The organism is Bacillus sp. SRB_331 (assembly GCF_003264175.1).
Taxonomy (GTDB): domain Bacteria; phylum Bacillota; class Bacilli; order Bacillales; family Bacillaceae_G; genus Bacillus_A; species Bacillus_A mycoides.
Genome location: NZ_NADV01000006.1, coordinates 33,811 through 52,203, shown reverse-complemented (window position 1 = coordinate 52,203; position 18,393 = coordinate 33,811). Strand labels below are relative to the sequence as shown.

The 18,393-nt window shown below is 30.7% G+C and carries 13 protein-coding genes and 2 pseudogenes; 2 read left to right on the top strand and 13 right to left on the bottom strand.

Annotation, left to right across the window (positions count from 1 at the left end; translation table 11 throughout):
- The first annotated feature begins 720 nt into the window (after positions 1-720).
- Positions 721-1,050: an Lrp/AsnC family transcriptional regulator gene (locus B5P42_RS03665; protein ID WP_113733675.1), complete on the top strand. Its 330-nt coding sequence runs from the start codon at positions 721-723 to the stop codon at positions 1,048-1,050.
- 806 nt (positions 1,051-1,856) lie between these two features.
- Here the strand turns inward: B5P42_RS03665 and B5P42_RS03660 are convergent.
- The 9 genes from B5P42_RS03660 to B5P42_RS03620 all read right to left on the bottom strand — a co-directional run bounded on the left by B5P42_RS03660 (position 1,857) and on the right by B5P42_RS03620 (position 12,177).
- The gene (locus B5P42_RS03660) at positions 1,857-3,074 is read right to left on the bottom strand and encodes an MFS transporter (RefSeq protein WP_002191540.1); all 1,218 of its coding nucleotides are present in this window, start codon (positions 3,072-3,074) and stop codon (positions 1,857-1,859) included.
- Between the two features lie 144 nt (positions 3,075-3,218).
- Complete coding sequence (locus tag B5P42_RS03655; protein ID WP_113733674.1) at positions 3,219-3,674, bottom strand: GNAT family N-acetyltransferase; 456 nt, start codon at positions 3,672-3,674, stop codon at positions 3,219-3,221.
- A 14-nt stretch (positions 3,675-3,688) separates the two neighbouring features.
- A complete protein-coding gene (locus B5P42_RS03650; RefSeq protein WP_113733673.1) occupies positions 3,689-4,717 on the bottom strand; it encodes an NAD(P)/FAD-dependent oxidoreductase in 1,029 nt (342 codons plus the stop codon).
- 10 nt (positions 4,718-4,727) lie between these two features.
- Positions 4,728-5,636: a branched-chain amino acid ABC transporter substrate-binding protein gene (locus tag B5P42_RS03645; RefSeq protein ID WP_085313157.1), complete on the bottom strand. Its 909-nt coding sequence runs from the start codon at positions 5,634-5,636 to the stop codon at positions 4,728-4,730.
- 66 nt (positions 5,637-5,702) lie between these two features.
- Complete coding sequence (locus B5P42_RS03640) at positions 5,703-7,718, bottom strand: class I tRNA ligase family protein (RefSeq protein WP_113733672.1); 2,016 nt, start codon at positions 7,716-7,718, stop codon at positions 5,703-5,705.
- A gap of 16 nt (positions 7,719-7,734) precedes the next feature.
- Positions 7,735-9,024, bottom strand: a complete 1,290-nt coding sequence (locus tag B5P42_RS03635; RefSeq protein WP_113733671.1) for a lysine N(6)-hydroxylase/L-ornithine N(5)-oxygenase family protein — start codon at positions 9,022-9,024, stop codon at positions 7,735-7,737.
- Between the two features lie 83 nt (positions 9,025-9,107).
- Positions 9,108-10,016: an arginase gene (rocF, locus tag B5P42_RS03630; RefSeq protein ID WP_113733670.1), complete on the bottom strand. Its 909-nt coding sequence runs from the start codon at positions 10,014-10,016 to the stop codon at positions 9,108-9,110.
- 142 nt (positions 10,017-10,158) lie between these two features.
- On the bottom strand, positions 10,159-11,433 hold the full coding sequence (locus B5P42_RS03625; RefSeq protein WP_113733669.1) for an ATP-grasp domain-containing protein: 1,275 nt from the start codon (positions 11,431-11,433) through the stop codon (positions 10,159-10,161).
- Positions 11,434-11,829: 396 nt separating this feature from the next.
- A complete protein-coding gene (locus B5P42_RS03620; RefSeq protein WP_097836468.1) occupies positions 11,830-12,177 on the bottom strand; it encodes a cupin domain-containing protein in 348 nt (115 codons plus the stop codon).
- Positions 12,178-12,981: 804 nt separating this feature from the next.
- On the opposite strand from B5P42_RS03620, the gene B5P42_RS03615 reads away from it, so the two are divergent.
- Complete coding sequence (locus tag B5P42_RS03615) at positions 12,982-13,566, top strand: SCO family protein (protein WP_098155382.1); 585 nt, start codon at positions 12,982-12,984, stop codon at positions 13,564-13,566.
- An 827-nt stretch (positions 13,567-14,393) separates the two neighbouring features.
- Here the strand turns inward: B5P42_RS03615 and B5P42_RS03605 are convergent.
- From B5P42_RS03605 to B5P42_RS03590, 4 genes and pseudogenes are all read right to left on the bottom strand, one after another.
- A pseudogene (locus B5P42_RS03605) lies at positions 14,394-16,178 on the bottom strand (M6 family metalloprotease domain-containing protein); the annotation flags it as partial.
- Between the two features lie 78 nt (positions 16,179-16,256).
- Positions 16,257-16,399 (bottom strand): annotated as a pseudogene (locus tag B5P42_RS32255) (SDR family NAD(P)-dependent oxidoreductase); the annotation flags it as partial.
- Positions 16,400-16,932: 533 nt separating this feature from the next.
- Complete coding sequence (locus B5P42_RS03595) at positions 16,933-17,655, bottom strand: thioesterase II family protein (RefSeq protein WP_113733668.1); 723 nt, start codon at positions 17,653-17,655, stop codon at positions 16,933-16,935.
- 16 nt (positions 17,656-17,671) lie between these two features.
- The gene (locus B5P42_RS03590) at positions 17,672-18,346 is read right to left on the bottom strand and encodes a 4'-phosphopantetheinyl transferase family protein (protein ID WP_113733667.1); all 675 of its coding nucleotides are present in this window, start codon (positions 18,344-18,346) and stop codon (positions 17,672-17,674) included.
- Between the last annotated feature and the right edge of the window lie 47 nt (positions 18,347-18,393).

Here is an 18,393-nt window from a genome sequence, read left to right as displayed (position 1 = left end):
TTAGGGTTTTCATATCCACCGATATGAATAGAAGTAAATTAATGGATGAATAATTTACTAATAGAATTATAACATAATAAGCAAAAGCTATTATATGCAATATTACATATAAAAATTCAATTTTCAAACACCCGCATTTTATAAAATATTTAAATTAAATATCTTAAATACGAATTATTGGTATTTGGGATATTATAAACTAACATAACAATTCACTTAGTTGCTTTTTGATAATTAAACAGATAATAAAAAAGCAACTCGGATTGGGGTTCGAGTTGCTTTTTTAAATAATGCTTATATATGTATTATAACATTTCGCATAATAAATCCAATATTAATAGACCTAATCTTCGTATTTCTCAATATTTTTAGTTTTATATTACTGCTCTTTAGCGTTGGGAAAACTATTGTATTTACCAAAAATCCATTAAAATTTCTTCAATAATATGCCTCTTAATGAATGATAGAATGTTATACTATTTCATAAGTATAATTGCTTTTACAATTTGTTGAAAATATATACTCAATAACTTTTGATCATCCGATGCTCTTTTCATAATATAAATTCCTCCTTTAAAAGTTTTTTATCACACAATATTTTATATCTATATCTGAATACCTTTATAATACTAAACCCTAATTCAACTTTCCATTTCATCTGTAATGGAAAAAGATTATATTTTTTCTATTCGAAACTAATTTGAAAGGATTTTTTATCAAATGAAAAATACCGTTATTCAAACTAAATCCGCTCACATGATTGGAACGGAAAATAGCGTTAAGGAAACAAATACAAATTCTTTACAAGCAATATTAGAAATAAAAGTTAAAGAAGGACAATATCAGGAATTTATGGATTGTATTCAACTTGAAACAAATATTGAATTTTGTTATAGAGTTACAGGAAAGACTGACTTTATTGCTAAAATAATAATAGCTGATTTGAAAGAATTAGAAGAATTTGTTAATAATTATAGTTCTGTAGCTCAAATAGTGTCTAATCTTATAATTTTCAAAACAAATACTAATTATGATTTAGCAGAGAATTAAAGTTATAAGCGACTTTTCATAATAATAAATACCACAACTAAAAACTACACTCCTAACAATTGGGGTGTAGTTTTTTGATAATATAAATTAAGTTTAAGTCACCACTCTAAAACATAATATAAATACATTACTCCAAAAAATGCATAGCAATATTTAAATATAATGGAGTGATAACAATTTTTGGAAAAATGAACAAGAACAAGTTTCGACAATTTAATTTTGTTTCCCACAACGGCACTGTTTTATTTTTTTGAAAAAGCGTGTATAAGCTTCGGCAAGGTTGCCAAAACGGGTACAGCCAATCGTTTTTTGATCAAGGGTTGCTTGTATTTAATTTGGATATATACGAAATTTATATTCTTTATTAATCATCATTCATTTCACCCTTCTTTAAATATGCCCCCCTAAAGCGAGCGGACGCTCTATATGTAGTGAAATAATAAACTAGCTAGTAACACTTTATGTATGTCAAACAATTTAAATGGCTTCCTACCATCCCTTGTTCGAAGCCAATTCATCTTCCACCTACTTACCCTTGTGGAAGGAATCTTCTTAGCAAAAACAATATTTATAACGACGTAAAATGAGCTAATACTCTCATGTTTATATAAAGAATTATCGCGGATATTGTTTCATTTGAATTGGAAACAGGAAAATATATTGACTATTTTAATTATAATTACAGCCGAATTAAAAGAAATGAGTACTGTATAATACAGTACTCATTTCTACATAGTTATTTATACATTGTTTCTACATTATAAAATTCACTTCATTAGCTGTTCTTTTCATTTAATACGCTGCTATTAAAATGATTTTGGAGCAACTTCTTGTTGTAAAACTTCTATTTTTTTTCTATGATTTAGTTCGTTTAGATAAATTACCATCATAGTAGCAGCAACAATCGTACCTATTACTCCAAACAGATGGCCTGCATTCATAATCCCAATCCATTGAATAGGTAATGCTAACGTTAAAGGTAAAGCAGCTTTGGTAAACTGGAATGCTAGTGTAGATCGACTAGACCAAATAACCGTTTCTTCTTTTGTTTTAATAAAGTCAAACATCACAGTTCTTTGGTTGATACGTGAACGATTAAAAACAAAACCAAGCATAAATGAAACGGCAATTGCTAAATACCAGGAATGCACTAATCCTAAAGTAATATCAAAAACAGCAATTAATATAAAAATTGACCTTGGAATAAATTTTTCAAATTTCCCAACAAGTGTAGCTAATAAAGCCCCTAAACCTGCTGCAGCACTAACAAATCCATACTGCATAGGATCCCAACGATATACATCGTGAAATAAAATTGGTACTAAAAAATTAAATGAAGCAAGTTGTATTGTTAAAACAGCAATACCAGTAATTGTAATCCACAATATTTTTGAATTATCTATTGGATTTATTTTTTCAATATGATTTGATACAGGTTTTTTATTTTGCTGAACCTCTTTACTTTTTAATAGAGGCATCAGAAGAGGTAAAAATACCCCAATACCTAATGAGAATGCTAAACCATAAAGTACATTATTAAATCCACCTACATTCATCATAAATCCTGCTATTGCGTTCCCACCAAATGCTCCAATTTGTATTGCAGTTTGTAACATATTTGAAGCCTTTCCTGCTGGAATTTCTCCTGATAATACCATTTGAGACATATATGTTTCCAAACTTTGCGTAGATAAAAATAAAATAATAGAAAAAACACCTGCAAAAATATATAAAGTAAAAACATTAATGTGCTCACTATTTAAAAGACTTATTATAATCAGAATAATGCCGATGCAACGGACACCAGAGAAAATTAACAATGGACTTTTTGTTAACCACATCTTAAGACTTTTCGAATATTTTTGCATAAAGAATGGTAACAAACTCATTAATGTTAATATAATTCCTAAATGAGTAACTGATCCCCCTTTATCCAAAATTGTCCAGGTTAGAGTTACTGTTAACATACCTTCCCCACAAAGAGTCAGCGCCAATAGTACTATAAATATAAATTGAATTGGCATTATACATTCCTTCTTTCTTATATCGGTTGTTTGACCTTAAATTTGTTTTAACTTGTTTAAAGAAAGGGATTTGGAAAATACATAACAAAATTGCACATTGAAAATATTCTGTTATATCCGCCCTAAATACTATTAGATTGTTATTTAAATACTGTAAACAATCCAATCACTCTTATTTGCCTTTTGTTTTTTATAGAAGTTTTGAGCAACCATATTATCATTTGCGGTAACCCATTCCATATATGCATAATTATTGTCTTGGACGTACTTTTTACAAGTATTAAATAACATATCCCCAACACCCAATTTTCTATAATCAGGGATAACAAATAAATCATTCAAGATCATTGCTCTTCCCATACTTAACGTACTGAAAGTGGTATATAAAGTAGCAAATCCTATTGGCTCTTTATTAACCGTACAAACGTAGAATAATCCCAAATCTCTATTTTTTATTATAGTATTAACTAATTCATCTAAAGAACTGTTTTCATGCACCGGTTTTTCATAGAATTCCATATACATTCTAATTAAATTGATAACAGTCTCTCTATCATCATAAGTCGCTTCAAAAACTTCAATATTCTCGAGATTGTTCATAGTCTTTTCTCCCCCTATACTCCAGTAATCATTTTTGCTATTCTCTTACCAATACCAGGAGCCAACTTTACTCCACCACCACTCCAGCCAGTTGCAACGATTAAACCTTCTGCTTGTGGAAATTGTTCTATAATTCCTCGATTATCTGCTGTATATGCATCAAAGCTTCTTCTTCCACCTATAAATAAGTTTTTATTTAGATATGGCAATCTACTTTTTGAATTTTGAAGCATTTTTTGTAAGTCATTTGGGTCAATTGACATTTTTTTGTCCGGGTCAATATCATACTTATCTACTGGATATCCTACTAGAGAAGTACCTAGACTATCAGGTCTGCCATATAATCCAGTACTATCATCTATAAAAATTGGATGGTCTTTTTGCCCTATTCCATCAAAGAAATGAATTTGAATAATTTTACTTCTTACTGGAATTTTAATACCTATAGTATCTAATATATTTCCACTCCAGGCTCCAGCTGCCACAACAATATGTTTACAATATATAGTCCCATAGGAGGTTTTAACTCCTACAACACAGTTATTATCCATTAAAATTTCTTTCACTTCGATTCCTTCACAAGCTAATGCACCTTTAGTTTTAGATGTTTCAATCCATGTATTCGTGGCTAACGATGGGCTAATGTACCCTGCTTGTTCCTCGTAAGCCACACAGGTGTTTTTAGGCAAATTTATAAATTCAAATTCTTTCTTTAATACTTCAGATGAAAGGATAGTAATTTTATGTCCAGAATTTTTAAGTTCTCCAATTTGCTTTTCCATTTTTATATGTTGTGTTTCACTTTCAACATATAACATTCCAGTCTGCTTAAATTTAACCTTTTCACTAATACTAAAAAAATCATTTATTCCTTCTTTCGCTATTTCAGTTAGATAGGGATCATTATGATAGACCCTTATAAAACCTCCTGATTGGCCTGTTGATCCACTACTAAAGTAATTTTTCTCTAATAAAATTGTATTTGTAATATTTTGCTTGGTTAAATAATACTGTATAGCTGCACCAATAATGCCGCCCCCAATAATAACTACATCAGCTGAATGTTTTATGATAATTCACCTCAACAAAAGATTTATCAATAACTTGTGCAATTATCCATGAAGCTCCTAAACGATCTCCATTGTTTGAAAATTTAATTGTAGAATTACCTCTCGCTAATTCATTAATTAAATTTTCTACATTAGATTCAATACAATCTAATAGATACGAAGCTGCAAGAAATGATGTTTCTACATAATCTTCTTTTGCCTTTATGGTAAAAGCATCATTGGAATAATCTTTAGCTAATTCTATAAATTCATCTACATAAGAATCATCTGAAGCTATAAAAATCCCTTTATACCCTCTCATCCTTAGTTCCTTTAGGTAAGTTGCAGAGTTAAAATGTGTCCCAGCAAAGAATATTGCATCGCTATACTTATTATTTTCACTATTAAAATCTTCAATTCTAGTAACTTCTTTAAATAAAGAATTTGCATTTTGATACAGCAAATCTGCTAGGCTTTTTCCGTAAAATGTTTCATCAGAAACCGCCGCAATCGTTTGAATATCTTTAGTTTTCAAAAAATTAATAACAGTTTCAGCTTGTACCAAATCATTAGAACAAAACCTAAATACTAATTCTTCGTTATTAAGCGTAACGTCTAAATTAGTTGATGCAGGAACTAAGAATGGGATTTTCGCCTTGGAATAAAACGGTATTGCTTTTAAAGCACATGCACTATTAAAGTGTCCAATTACAGCAACAACGCCTGATTCAATCATTTTTTTAGAGATATCTTTGATGGTATTTGGATCTCCTTTATCATCTTGATAAATCCATTCGATGTTACCAGCATAATTTAGCTTCGCACGATTTACACCCTCAATTAACATTTGACCGTATACAGACCTAGGACCTGAAAAAGGGCCTACTACTCCAATTTTTAGTTTCTCTTTCATAATTTGAGCTCCCTATATATTTTTTATTAGGAAATATAAGGAGGTAAGTACTACCTCCTTATATTATCAAATATTCTGAAGATAAAAACTGTTGTTTGTTTTTGAAAAATAATTCTTTTGAAGATTTACTTTCTGACCGGCAGGCAAAAAGTTTACTTCTTCATCCAACTGCATGTCAATATTAAATCCCAAATCCCCCCATAGCATTTTACCAAATGTAGGCATGATTGGGCTAGAAAATAATGCTAAAATTTTTGCAGTATATAATTCTAGTGCAATAGCAGTATTTCTTCTTTGTTGATTATTCTTTAATACCGTTAAAAACTCTTCTCCTGCCGAGAATTTTTTAACAATTCTAACTAATTCATTTAATAATCTAACTACCTTTTGGGGTGAAAATGTATTTGGTTCATATGCATTCATAATTTCATTCATAATTCGATTTACATGTTGATAATACATTAAATAGTTACCTGATAATGTCTCTAATTCTGGAGCAGCATTTGAAAACTCTGCTTCTAACTTGCATTTTAAATCATGTAACCAAGATTCCCATTCTTGGTTTAAGTTCGTATCTACAATATGATTAAATTCTTCCATAGTGAAGTTTGTTTCAACTGTTTCCGGCCTACTATAAGATAAATAATACCTTACAACATCATGTGAAGCATTTTCTAATAATTCTTTGCCCCATACAGCATGTCCCCTGCTTGTTGAAAACTTAAGACCCTCTAGTTGATAAAATTCATTCGTTATCATTGTTTTAGGAAGAGTTATATCTTCACTATATGCTAGCCAAATAGCTGGGAAAAGCACTGAATGGAAATAACCATTATCATATCCAAAGAAATTAATGATAGTTGTATCTTGATTATTCCAAAAATCTCTTAACGTATACGAAAGATTTTTATCCTGAATTAATTCGTTTGTTGCAGATAAATATCCAGGTGCCATTTCAAACCATACATATATAGTTTGATTTTCATATCCTTCTACCGGAACTGGAATTCCCCAATCAGATACATGTGAAATAGGAATATCAGGCAAATCCTCATCTAGCATTCTCTCACATAATGCCGTTAAATGTGGCCCTATTTTTAATTCTTTGTAGTACTGTTTTAATTGTGTTTTATAATTACTTAATGGGAAAAATAGTTGTTTAATTTTAGATTTCCCTGGTTCGCTGCCACAACATTTACAGGTTGGGTTTAATAAATCAATACACAAATTAGGTCTACCACATTTTTCACAAGCGTTGCCATCTGATAATTCATCACAATGTGGACAATTACCTCTCACATAAGCTTCATAAAGGTGCTTATCGCATTGCTTACAGAATAGAATGTCGACTTCTTTTTCTACTAATTTACCTTCATTCCAAAGTTTTTCAAAAAACTCTTTGACAAACTCAATATGGAATGTTGAAAAATGAGGTTTTACAAAAATATCCGGATTAATTTCTGCTAGTCTTAATGTTTTTTCAATTTCATTAGCAAAATGATCTGCCGTTTCTCTAGGAGATTTTTCTAATTGTCCCGCCTTAAACGGCACATAGCTTTGATGATCATCTGCCCCACTCATATAAAAGACTTCATTTCCTTTAAGTTTTAAATATCTAGTTAAAATGTCAGCTCCTGTATATGGACCAGATAGGTGCCCCACATGTAAATCACCATTAGGTGTTGGTGGTGTGGCCGTTATTAAATATTTCTTTTTACCTGAATCTAACTTCTTGCTATTTTTTTTACTAAAAGCATTTTCCCACCATATGGTGAAGAATATCAAATTTTCATCTGATGTATTTTTCAAACTATGTTCTTCAAATGGTGGAATAAAGATGGCGTCCCCTTGCGTAACAGGTTCTTCTTTTTTGCCCACTTTAACTATTCCTTCACCCTTAAAGATAATAAAAGTTTCAACTTCATGATGTCCATGAATTTTAGAAATTTCTCCAGGTTCTATGATTCCCCACATTGCACCAAATGGTGAATCATACAATTTATTAGAATGCGGAAATAATCGTTGACACATAATATCATATTCATTTGTGAAAATCTGTGGATTTATCTTTTCAATATGCATCTTTAGACCCCCTATATTATGAAACCACGTTTTTAGTTTTTTCTTCTGTTAATGAATTATTTTCTTGTACAGTTTTTAAAATTTCATTTGATCGAATAGATAAATTAGATAATAAAGTGTCACTCAGTCCATGAGTGCTTTCATTTACACCCTGCAAATAAATACCAGGTTTAAATTTATCCGTTGTTTCTAAACGATAATTTCGGGAAACTTCAATATTATCTGAAATGTACGAGTTAAGATTTTTTAATAAAGGATGGTTCTTTTTACTTTCGTACCCAGTAGCAAGAATTACAGCATCAGCTTCAATAACAATTTCTGTATGTTTAACTATGTCTCTGTAATAAACAACAGCTTTATCAGACAGTGTTTTTATCTCAGTTAATTCTAAAAATGGCTTTATTCTAAAACGATCTTCTCCATGGAATTTTTGGTTATATAAAGCTTTATTAATTTGACTAATTAAACTTCCATCCGCAGCTGCATAATTTGTATCACTGTGGTGTTTTAATAAAGCATCTCGATTTTTTTCTGGTAAAGAATAAATAAAATCAATCATATTAGCATCAAATATACGATTAACAAGCTTACTTTCATTTACAGCTTTATATGAGAAAGGTCTCATTGTTGCAGTGATATCTGATTTCGGATAATTATTGATTAGATGGAAAAATAATTCAGCTGAACTTTGTCCTGATCCTACAACTAAAAACTTATGAGCATCATCTTGTTTGAAATTATTAATTTTATTCTTAAATTGACTAGAATGAAATACTCTACTATTATTCATTTCAATATTTACTGGAGTTCTTGGTGTTCCACCCGTAGCCAAAACAATATTTTTAGTAATATAGCTCTCTAATTGATTAGTTTCTGTATTTTGCACAATAACTTCTAATAATTCAACAGAATTTTCAGACATAACAGGGTCTACTGAAACTACCGATCTACTATAATAAACGTGTTCTTCTAATTGAGAGGCAACCCAAGACATATAATCATTGTATTCAAGTCTTGACGGATAAAACTCTGAGAGATTAATAAAATCGCTTAGTCTCTCATTTTCATGTAAATAATTTAAAAATGAGAATTTACTTTTAGGATTTTTTAGAGTTACAAGGTCTTTCAAAAATGAAATTTGAATATTTGTATTATCTAAAAGCATTCCAGGATGCCATTGATAGTGCGTTTTTTCTTCCAGAAAGATTCTTTCCATTGAACTATTTTCTTCTTCTATAGCAGTTGCTAAAGCTAGGTTAGCTGGCCCAAATCCAATTCCAATAACGTCATAGATTTTATTATTCATTTGACTCGTCCTTTTCGTTTTTTTAAAATTCTCGTATATAATTTTAGTTTTTTATATTTTTAAAATTAATTTCAGAAAACATTTTATTTAGACATAGTAACCTTCTTACTTAAAAGTCCAGTAATAAGTTCAATTGTTGTGTTGACAGTAATATTATCTTTATCTAATATAGGGTTTATTTCCGTGAACTCTGCCGCTATTAGGTTTGTATTATTTTTTAACATATCAATTGCCTCTTTTGTATCATCTAAACTTAAACCATGTGGAACAGCTAATCCTCCTCCAGGAGCAAATTCAGGATCTAAAGCATCTAAATCAAATGTTAGATGAACTGCATCTGTATTATTATTGAGAATCTTAATCGCCTTTTCCATAATGTTTTTTATTCCATGCTTTCTCACATCGTCTGCTGTAAAAATTGTTACTCCTAAATTTTTGAGAAACTCTTCTTCCCCCGGGTCTAAATCACGAATTCCTATTTGTACGATATTCTTTGGATCAATTTTAGTTTCTTTCTCTAGAAAATCTTTAAATTTTTCGTTACCGTATCCTAAGAGAATTGCTAAAGACATCCCATGAATATTACCAGAAATCGATGTTTCAAATGTATTTGCATCCCCATGAGCATCAAACCAGATTACTCCCAATCGTGGTATTTTTCTAAGAATTCCAGTAACAGTACCAATTGCAATACTATGATCTCCGCCTAAAACTAATGGGAACTGCCCTTTTTCTAATTCGTTCTCAACTGTTGAAGCAATATTTTCACATATATTAATGACTTCATTTGTAAAGTCTTGTTTGATAATCCCATAATTTTCATTATTGGTTGAAGGAAGAGAAATATCTCCTAAATCAACAAAATCAATTCCGATTTCAGTTAATTGTTTGGATATACCACCATATCTTACAACAAATGGTCCAAGGTCAACCCCTCCTATACTAGCTCCGAAGTAGGTAGGTGCTCCCAAAATTGATACCCTTTTATTCATATTGTTTCCACTCCATTTCTATAATTATACAAATCGGATTACTCGGTTATAAGGTGATACTATTAAATAATCTATCGATAAATCTAGGGGTTATATTCCTCATTTAAAACAAGGAATATAACAACCAGATTTAGCCAAGTTTTTATGCATGAACTGGAATTTCTAATTCTATATCTAATTGATTATCTAATTCTCTAGCTCTTTCGCGCAATTTTTCTACATCAGATTTATCTTTATATGGTGCTCTTAATGAAAGTAAGCCCGTTATATCAAATCCTTTTGGAGCATGATATACTTCAGATCCTACTTTAGCTACAGGATAGTAAGCCTTATATTCTGGCTGTTCAGCAACAATTCCCAATTCATTTTTCTTTATTATTCCAGATCTATATACAAATTTAATACAAGTACAAGATTTTGGTGTTGTAGATCTATTTAAGAAGAATTCCACAATATCCCCTTTACAATCTAATAAACCAAGAATATTAACGGCTACTAAATCAATACCATGTACATCACGTATATTACGATAAACATGCCCGCCACTGATTCTAGTACTAAATTCTACAACTTTAAAATTCCCTTGCGTATCTCGGCGTAGTTCTACATTAAATAAACTGTTTTCAATAGCTAATTTTCCACATATTTCTTTAGCAATATTAACAACTATGTCTTCATCTACACCAACATACGGTAAAGTGTATTCATCTTCCTCGAAATATGGACCCATCATTTTATTTTTATTGTGAATTCCACCAAGGTAAAATTCACCATTTAAGACGACTCCATCAACTGTAATTTCTTCCCCAGTCAGAAATTCTTCAACTAATGCCACACATTGTTGTGTTTGGTTAAAATAGAATCCTTTATTTGTTTTAGAAAGATTAATAATTTTTTCTAATGAATTATTCAATTCTTCTAAACTGTTAACTAAATATACAGATTCACTACTAGCGGCCATAGTAGGCTTAATGATTACAGGGAAAGGAATATTTTCTATTTCTTTCTCTGCATCCTCTATAGAATTAATTTTTGCAAATTTAGGACTAGCAATAGAATTCTTTAACATAAACTCTCTCTGCTTTGATTTATCTCGAGATGTCGTAGCAGCTTCAACAGATAACGCCTTATTTTCAAAGTGTTCATTAATTTTAGCAGTTAAGACAATATCAGTTTCTTGCCAAGTCACAAAAAAACTAATTCCTATATCTTTTCCTTTTGTAAAAATATAATTTTCAGCATCTATTTCAGAAGCCTCTTCAAGTACAATTACTTCTTTAAAGCGCGCATCCTTTGTTTTACTTGGTACACTCGTAAACAAGTAAAGTTCATCAGATATTCTTCCAGCAGTTTCAATATGATCACCATGAATGCTATAACCTTTTCTCATGATGATTCCAATTTTTTTATTTTTCATATGTAATCTCCTTTTCTTCTCTGTATATTTTGATAACACGTTGTAATCGTATACTAAAACTTTTGATTGTTCAATAGATTAGAAATATTTAGAAATATTTTTCCGCAAATATATTTTTATGTAAAAAAATACCAAAAACTATCAAGTTGAAAGGCATGCAACTAGATATTTTTACTTGAAAAAACAAACAAGAATTCATAAAAAACGCCGTAAAGTTTACCTTTTTTAAACATAAATTTACTAATTTTAACATTTTTGTTTTTTTCTATTGATTACTATTTATTGAAAAAGTTTATTTTTCTTTAATGGAATAATATACCTGCCTATAATTAGTTGTTGTCTAATTTAAACAAACTTGATAAAAAGACTTTCATTTTCACCTTTATTATTATGCAATTATCGTTGTAATTTAAAATCTTTTTCGCAAGAGTATTCAGCAGGTGCAAAGAAAACAAGTACCGTGAGATCTTCTTCAATAGTATGAAATCTATGTTCCATGTTAGCCTTTACATAAATAATAGAACCAGATTCAACAAAAATATTTTCACTCTCTACTTCAAGTTGTGCTCTGCCATTGATAATATAATATACTTCATCTTCTGTATGTGGTTGTTGCATATCTAAAGATCCTGCTTTCAATTCATAAATTCCCATACTTAAATCCGTTTCATGCAAAAATTCGTAATAATTTTTGTCTATATTTCTTTTTTCTCTTAAAATCTGTGTAAGTTGATAATTTTTCATTTGCTATCCTCCTAATGTTATAAAATTCTAGAATCAATTAACTAAGTTAACTTAATAAAAGGAATATATCAGGTATAATCTAAATTCCTTTACATGTGTATAAAGAATTAATTAAAGATATATAAACTGCCAGCATAACAAAAAGAGATAGAAATAGTCCTATCTCTTTTCTACATAAGGGCCATGCTTACAGATTATCCTTTCATTTCAAATTTAATTTTAATAGGGGAAATCTTAATATTCAATCTCTAAAATATTTTCTCAATATGTATAATTTAATCTTTAATTTATACTATAGTTAACTCTATTTTTAACACATTAGCCAAATATATGGTGTTTTTTCACTCTTATGAAGGATATTAATTCAAGGATCATACAGAGATGAATTTATTACCAGTATTATCAATATGTTCTTGAATGAACTATCTATTTTTCCTTACATAAAATACTTCTTATCAGATATCGCGCTTTGTATAACAAAGTACTAGATAATATCTTCTTGTTTTACTTTACCTTTAACCTTTTATTATGATCCGTAAAATAAAGAAGCTATGTATGTAATAATGACATACCTAACAATCTTAATTATAAGCAGTCTTGTGAACTATAAACATCAAAGAGGAAGCTATATGCATAGTAGTATTATTATAAATACCCTGGAACAAGGGGATTCATTCGGTTTTGTTAAGATTAATTCGATGGCTATTAAAAATAAAAATTAACCAAAGTAAATACTACCGATTGTTGGGTAGTTCATATAACCATTCCGTAAAATCTATAAAAAATGAAAGGAGATAAATACATATGAAAAAAATGAATTTCATTAGATCACTTATACTTATAATCACAGTTATAGCTCTAGGAGCATGCAAAGATGCAAAACTCAACAATTCACTAGATTGGGATGTACAAAAGTTCTCATTTACCGATCAAAATGGGAAGCAATTTGGATCAGCTGAGTTACAAGATAAAATTTGGGTAGCTGATTTCTTCTTTACAAGTTGCCAAACAGTTTGTCCACCTATGACAGCCAATATGGCAAAACTCCAGAGAATGTTGAATACGGACGGGATTAAAGATGTAGAGTTTGTATCATTTAGTGTTGATCCTGAAGTAGACACACCAGAAAAAATAACAGAATTTATGAAGACCTATGCAATGGATGGAAGTAGGACTCATTTCCTCACGGGATATAAAAGAGCAGATATTGAAAAGTTTGCTAAAGAAAACTTCCAATCACTTGTAACTAAGCCAGAAAATGATACACAAGTTATACATGGCACAAGTTTTTATCTGATTAACAAAAATGGAAAAGTTCTAAAAAAATATTCAGGTGTCGAAAATACTCCTTATGACGAAATTATTCAAGACATTAAAAAAATTAGATAATAAAATTCTATTAAGTCATTAGTTTGAGGAAAGTGAAAGTTTACTTTCATTTTTTAAAAATATTTACAACAAAATTTGTAATTACTTTCTCAATATATATACTATTGTTGATTATGGTTTTAATATTAAGAATCAGCAAAAATCTAAGCAAAATAAAAATATAATGGTTATCCTTTTTGTTTACTCCTTGTGCTAAAGATAAGATTGTGTTCGCCGATCTTATCTTTTTACTTTGTATACTTTTGATACAAAAAAGAATTCTTATATAATAAGAATTCTTTAACTGGAACTAAAAATTTTTAATAATTTAGGAGATTATTTGTTTGTAGACCACTTGCTTCCTACCATGAACCATCGACAGTAAATTTATCTGTTGAAACAATCTGCCCACTTTAAGGAACCCTACTTTTTAAAAATATAGTGATGTCCTCTCTTTTAATTGTTCATACATATCTTCTTGTAAGTTACATAGGAAATGCGTCCCCTATTTTTATTTATTTTCCTTCTAATACTTGCTGCCACTCATTGCTGGATATTTGCATCTCAAATTCACTTTCTATTTTGCTAAATTTTTCCCTATTTTACTTACATAGTATTTTTTCACTTCATCTGAAATTTTCATTTGCCATTAATATGAGATGTCTTTAAATATGTTTACGAAAAGAATTAAACTAAGCTAAGAAAGTGAATTTTATCAATCCGAGTTTTTCTTTTACATATTGGCTAATATAGGATAAAAAGGTTATCAAATGCCGAACGAAACTCTCAGCAGATGATAACCCTTTGGAGTAGCGTATCAATGATTTAAATAGCTACTCACAAATATATTATTGAGCCACTCCAAATACATTAATTTCAGCCGCACTTGTCCATGGATTATTATTTACCTCGCTTAATGCACGTAGTCTAATATAACGACCTGTTTTGTTTGCAAAGCTGACTTCTTTCAAATTAGTATTATTTGCAAAAGCACCTATGGACACAGCTGTTCCCCAATTCACTCCATCACCACTGACGTAAAACTCATAGTCCTTAATCGTCCCATTTATTTGGCCGTCTTGCCTTGGCAGGTAGCTGAATTTGGAAAGGTTATAGGTCGTACCCAAATCAATTTGAATCTCGTGTGGCATTGGAGCAACAGGGCTCCAGTTTGTATGCCAAAATGTGTCTTTGTTTCCGTCAAAGGCATACGTACCTAAATTGTACCAATTATAGCTATCTACATATTTTAGTGCCCAGTTTGTCTGCAGAATTAAACTAGCTTCTTTTGTTGTGACTGCTACATTCATAGCAGAATTACTTGTACTTGTCGTTGTAATCGTTACTCCTGACTTTTCTCCCGTGTAGGTATTACTATTCGGATTAGTGTCTGGACCAAAGGTAGCAGCATGATTTTGATTCGTGTAATAGAACGGATCTTGGTATTCACTGATGGATTGCTCTATATCAATGAAAGGATGAGGATCACTGGAATTATTATTCATGGATTCATCAATATGCCAAACCGCAATACCACCAGAATTTGTTGGTAAGCTCGCATCATACCCAACCTTTGCGCGATTCTCAACTAAAAAATACGTATTATCCTTTAAAGGAATCTTTAACACATTATAGTTATTTGGGATCGCATTTAGAATAAAGTTATTAGTGGTATTTACTACATTTGGTGTTACAAATCCTAATTTTACTTTTGACCAAGCATCCATATGACCGGGTGTAGCTCCATAATCTTCTCCTTGAAGACTATTCCAAGATCCATTACCCATTATACTTAGGCTACCCACACGATTATTATCACCATATAGATCTGGCAGGCCAAAGGAATGACCTAACTCGTGAGCAGGGATACCAATCGTTGCCATATGACCATATTGTTTTTCACCCTGCGCCGTATACATGCCTGATACAGTAACACCATCGTGATTTGTATTGGGAGCATACGACTGATGTGCCCAAATATAAGGAAGTGGAGCACCAGGAGCAGCCTGTTCATTACCAGCAAGAAAACTTACAATGTAGAAGCCATCTTTAGAGTCAATGACTTGATCATTATTAGTATCCAAACTAGCAAAATTCACTTGAGAATCAGCTTTAGCCAATGCATCTGTTATAACCGTACTCATGCTTTTTCCCGATGTACTCGGATGAGCGTAGTCTAATTTTATTTTAACTACCCCATCATTTTGCGTACCATATGCTTCGGAAGCTGGAGTGATCTGTACTTTTCCATTACTTACTTCATTATAGTAATTCTTTACTGACTTTTGATTTGTAGAAAAGAATTTGTTACTCCAATCGTTATCGTTATATGCAATATCAACATCTGTAAACCCAATCAACAAAACAAGTAATTTTTTGGTTCCTAAAACGGGAGTGACAGTTCCATCAATATTTTTTGGTGATTCTTTTTGTAATTTATCCATGTGCTCCTGTTTTTTCTTTGCTTGAGGGTTGTATTTCTTTATCCATTTGTTCAAATTGTTCTCATTTACCGCCATTGAAGGCTTCTTATCAATTTTATATTTTTTCCCCGTCGATTTCAGTTCATCTGATGTAAGCTCAGCGTAATTCCAATACCCCTTCTGATCTTGTAAAAGTACGTCGCCATCCTTTATAAATTAGAGTTCAATAGAACTCTTTACTTAGGAATCCCCCACTTCTAAACGAAGTGAAAGTGGGGGTAGTTCAAGCACTACTCTTTCTGCTTCTTCTTTTCTTTTACTATAGTGAACTACGACTAACGCACCAGCTTGAGCCAAATGTAAGGCAATACTTCGCCTATTCCCCTACTAGCCCCTGTTACTAATGCAACTTTCCCCTTCAATTTATTCATCTCATCATCCCCTTGTTTAAAATTCTACTTAGTTATATCATAAGATACCCTTTGAAATGTTGCTCTCTAATTTGATATCCATAAAACAAAAAGGCAGACTCATAAGTATAAGAGCCGGCCTTTTCACTTCACATATACAGTAGCTTTACATACAGGTTCCCTAACTGTTATGTACCTTGTATCAAGTATAATGGTGTATTACCCAAATAATTAGCAATTCTTTCTTCCAGCCACGTAAGTCGATTACTGTCAATATGAGAAAGCACGACATGTTTAAATTCAAAAATGCTTGAATTTAATTTAGAAGATCATTTTTCTGGTGATAAAATAAAATGAGATAAGAAAACTTCACCTACAGGTAAAGCCTAAATAAACTAAAGTTAATTCATATATTTTACTTAGAATTCCATCATTACCTACCTTTGAACATTTCGTTGAGGCTTCTATGACTCCATTCAATGATATTCCAGCAGTACCTGTATTTTTCACCTTTAATTTTTGGTTTCTCAGCCATGATTGTACTTAGAAAAACTCTAAAAACTAGTTGAAAATCTTTTAGAATCTAACTTTCTTATAATTCTATTTGCTATTTCTTCAATATTTTCATTTAGAAAGAAATGATTACCTTTAAAAGAGTGAAGAGTACACGTTTTACTTGTGTATTGCCCCCATTTTATTACTTGATTATATGTAGTAAATTCATCATTTTCCCCATTAAATATAAGAAAATCAATATCACATGCTTGCATATTATTGTCATGAATATATGTCTCAACAATTTTAAAATCTGCTCTTAGAATTGGGAGGAAAATTCCCTTTAATTCTTCTGATTGAAGTACCCCGGACGGTGTACCTCCCATTGCAATAACTTCTCTTTTAAATTGTTCGTTAGAAAGATTATGTCGGATATTTTTCATTTTACTATTTGGGTGGTTTCTACCGGACAAAACAAGAAATTCAGGCAATACGTTTTTAGAATTTTGTATTTTTCTGGCTACTTCATAGGCAATCAAACTTCCCATGCTATGCCCATATAGAATATAGGGCGAATGCTCTATCTGCTTAACTATACTAGTGTAGACATCATTTACGGCCTCTTCCATACTTTGGTACAAGCTTTCTTCAATTCTATATCCTCTACCAGCTAACTCTATTGGGACTACTTCAATATATGGATTAAAGTAATTTTTCCATTTTGCGTAACTAAACGCAGATCCCCCAGCATGTGGAAAGCAAAAAAGTTTAGTCTTCTGCATTGATTTTCTCCTTACTTTAAAATTTTTTTATATTTTGGCAAATTGTATAAATATCTTTAATTATTATATCCTGCGGAAATTCTTCCCTTGTTGCACAAGCAGATATCTTATAATTCGGCTCAATGCTATATTGTCTAAAGTAAAAGTCTTTAGGTAGATTCTTATATGAGATTAAAGTTCGTGACTCTTTTTTTATAGAAAATGAATTTAACGGGATATAAAGCCCTTTTCCAATCGTTTTTATATAGCTTTCTTTTAATGTCCATATATCATAAAAATAATTAATCTGTTCATCAGAATTCATACTAGATATATCATAAAATTCTTCCTCTGAAAAAAATTCATTTGCTAATTTAAGAGCCTCTATGTCTGAAACTCTTTCAATATCAATACCTACATTAGAATTAGCAGTGGCACAGACCACCCATTCTCCTGAATGCGAAATATTAAAGTGAAAGTCAGAAAAATTTTGAACAAAAGGTTTTCCGTACTCATTATATATAAATTTAATTTCTTCATTATTCATTTTATATTTTTGGCAAACTAGGGAACGGATTAATAAATCTCCTATCAAAGTCCTATTAATATCACATAAATTTAATAAACGCTTCATTCGTTCTCTCTTCTCATTTGAAATCAAGTTACTAAATTGATAAAACAAATGATTTCCAATATTCTTTGGTATTTTCACAGCATGAATTTGTATGATAAATCACTTCCTTTTTAAAAGGATGGCTT

What these genes read in the sequence shown, in the direction of transcription:
- rocF (WP_113733670.1), bottom strand. Translation starts at nt 10,016, where the DNA reads ATGAATAAAAGGGTATCAATTTTGGGAGCACCTACCTACTTCGGAGCT.
- B5P42_RS03595 (WP_113733668.1), bottom strand. Translation starts at nt 17,655, where the DNA reads ATGCAGAAGACTAAACTTTTTTGCTTTCCACATGCTGGGGGATCTGCG.
- B5P42_RS03665 (WP_113733675.1), top strand. Translation starts at nt 721, where the DNA reads ATGAAAAATACCGTTATTCAAACTAAATCCGCTCACATGATTGGAACG.
- B5P42_RS03660 (WP_002191540.1), bottom strand. Translation starts at nt 3,074, where the DNA reads ATGCCAATTCAATTTATATTTATAGTACTATTGGCGCTGACTCTTTGT.
- B5P42_RS03645 (WP_085313157.1), bottom strand. Translation starts at nt 5,636, where the DNA reads ATGAAAGAGAAACTAAAAATTGGAGTAGTAGGCCCTTTTTCAGGTCCT.
- B5P42_RS03635 (WP_113733671.1), bottom strand. Translation starts at nt 9,024, where the DNA reads ATGAATAATAAAATCTATGACGTTATTGGAATTGGATTTGGGCCAGCT.
- B5P42_RS03620 (WP_097836468.1), bottom strand. Translation starts at nt 12,177, where the DNA reads ATGAAAAATTATCAACTTACACAGATTTTAAGAGAAAAAAGAAATATA.
- B5P42_RS03640 (WP_113733672.1), bottom strand. Translation starts at nt 7,718, where the DNA reads ATGCATATTGAAAAGATAAATCCACAGATTTTCACAAATGAATATGAT.
- B5P42_RS03615 (WP_098155382.1), top strand. Translation starts at nt 12,982, where the DNA reads ATGAAAAAAATGAATTTCATTAGATCACTTATACTTATAATCACAGTT.
- B5P42_RS03625 (WP_113733669.1), bottom strand. Translation starts at nt 11,433, where the DNA reads ATGAAAAATAAAAAAATTGGAATCATCATGAGAAAAGGTTATAGCATT.
- B5P42_RS03655 (WP_113733674.1), bottom strand. Translation starts at nt 3,674, where the DNA reads ATGAACAATCTCGAGAATATTGAAGTTTTTGAAGCGACTTATGATGAT.